We start from the raw sequence: 1,825 nt of genomic DNA, 5'->3' as shown, positions 1-1,825 counted from the left end.
GCGTCGTGCGCTTGGCCGGCGGCGCGCCCACCCAGGCCGCGCCCGACGAAGCCAGTTTCACCCATTTCTGATCCACGGTGACCGTATGACGCACACGAACCAGGCAACGCACGCGGACGGCCAATCCGCCCAATACCTCACTTTCATGCTGGGCGGCGAAGCCTTCGGCATCGGCATCATGGCCGTCAAGGAGATCATCGAGTTCTCCGGCCTCACGGAAGTACCGATGATGCCGGACGCGATCCGCGGCGTCATCAACCTGCGCGGCGCCGTCGTGCCCGTGATGGACCTCGCGGCCCGCTTCGGCCGGCCGCAATCCGTGGCGGGCAAGCGCACGTGCATCGTCATCGTCGAGCTGGAACACGACGGCGAGCGCCAGCTGACGGGCGTCGTCGTCGATGCCGTCAGCGCCGTGCTGGACATCGCGGCCGCCGACATCGAACCGGCGCCGTCGTTCGGTACTCGCATCCGCGGCGACTTCATCGCCGGCATGGGCAAGGTGAACGGCAAGTTCGTCATCCTGCTGAACGTGCAGCAGGTGCTGGCGCTGGACGGCCTGCCCGACCTGGCCGGCGCCGACGCCCTCGCCGCCTGAGCGCCATGCAGAACTGTGCGATCAGCCAGGGCGAGTTCGCGCGCTTCCAGCGCTTCATCTTCGACATCGCCGGCATCTCGATGTCCGATTCGAAGAAGGCGCTGGTCAGCGGCCGCCTCGCCAAGCGCCTGCAGCATTTCGGCCTGCCGTCGTACGACGCCTATTTCCGGCTGCTGACGGACGGCGCGCACAAGGACGAGGTGCAGCTGGCCGTCGACCTGCTGACGACGAACGAGACCTATTTCTTCCGCGAAGCGCGCCACTTCGAGCTGCTGCGCGAAGCGGCCGCAGCGGCGCGCCCGTCGCTGCGGGCGAATGCGCCGTTCCGCGTATGGAGCGCGGCCTGCTCGTCCGGCGAGGAACCGTACAGCATCGCGATGGTGCTGGCCGACGTGCTGGGATCGGCGCCGTGGGAAGTCGTGGCCTCCGACATCAGCACGCGCGTGCTCGAGCGCGCCCGCACCGGCCACTATCCGATGGAACGCGCGACCCACGTGCCGCAGGACTACCTGCGCCGCTACTGCCTGAAGGGCATCCGCGACCAGCACGGCACGCTGCTCGTGGAACGCGGCCTGCGCGAGCGCGTGCAGTTCCGCCAGGTGAACCTGAACACGGCGCTGCCCGGCGACCTGGGCACCTACGACCTCGTCTTCCTGCGCAACGTGATGATCTACTTTAACGGCGACACCAAGCGCCAGGTCGTCACGCGCATCATGCAACGCGTCAAGCCGGGCGGCCATCTGTTCATCGGCCACTCGGAAAGCCTGCAGGAGATGGGCGACGTTCTCCGTGCCGTGATCCCTTCCGTCTACCGTCTACCCTAATCGGCATGAAAACAATCGATGTGATGGTGGTCGACGACTCGGCCGTCGTGCGCAAGGTCGTCGGCGCGGTGCTGGAATCCGCGCCCGGCATCCGCCTGCTGCACGCCGTGGCCGACCCGCTGCTCGCCATCGAGCGCATGAAGCAGGCCTGGCCCGACGTGATCCTGCTGGACGTGGAGATGCCGCGCATGGACGGCATCACGTTTCTTCGCAAGATCATGGCGGAGCGGCCCACGCCCGTCGTCATCTGCTCGACGCTGACGGAAAAAGGCGCGGAGACGACGATGGCCGCGCTCGCGGCGGGCGCCGTGTCCATCATCACGAAACCCAAGCTGGGCCTGAAGGACTTCCTCAGCGAGAGCGCGGACGAACTGATCGCCGCCGTGCGCGCGGCGATCAGTTCGTC

At 67.3% G+C, this 1,825-nt stretch carries 3 protein-coding genes; all 3 read left to right on the top strand.

The window, feature by feature from the left end; genetic code table 11:
* Positions 1-85 precede the first annotated feature (85 nt).
* Complete coding sequence (locus ACEN88_RS30695) at positions 86-595, top strand: chemotaxis protein CheW (protein ID WP_413345811.1); 510 nt, start codon at positions 86-88, stop codon at positions 593-595.
* Positions 596-600: 5 nt separating this feature from the next.
* Complete coding sequence (locus tag ACEN88_RS30690; RefSeq protein ID WP_413345809.1) at positions 601-1,419, top strand: CheR family methyltransferase; 819 nt, start codon at positions 601-603, stop codon at positions 1,417-1,419.
* A gap of 5 nt (positions 1,420-1,424) precedes the next feature.
* Positions 1,425-1,825 (top strand): response regulator (locus ACEN88_RS30685; RefSeq protein WP_413345807.1); only part of this gene is annotated, 401 nt, incomplete at its 3' end.

The sequence above is a fragment of the Massilia sp. CT11-108 genome (genome assembly GCF_047302915.1).
GTDB classification, from domain to species: domain Bacteria; phylum Pseudomonadota; class Gammaproteobacteria; order Burkholderiales; family Burkholderiaceae_D; genus Telluria; species Telluria orientalis.
The sequence above is the reverse complement of the archived record's forward strand: the minus strand, read 5'-3'. Positions and strand labels throughout refer to the sequence as shown.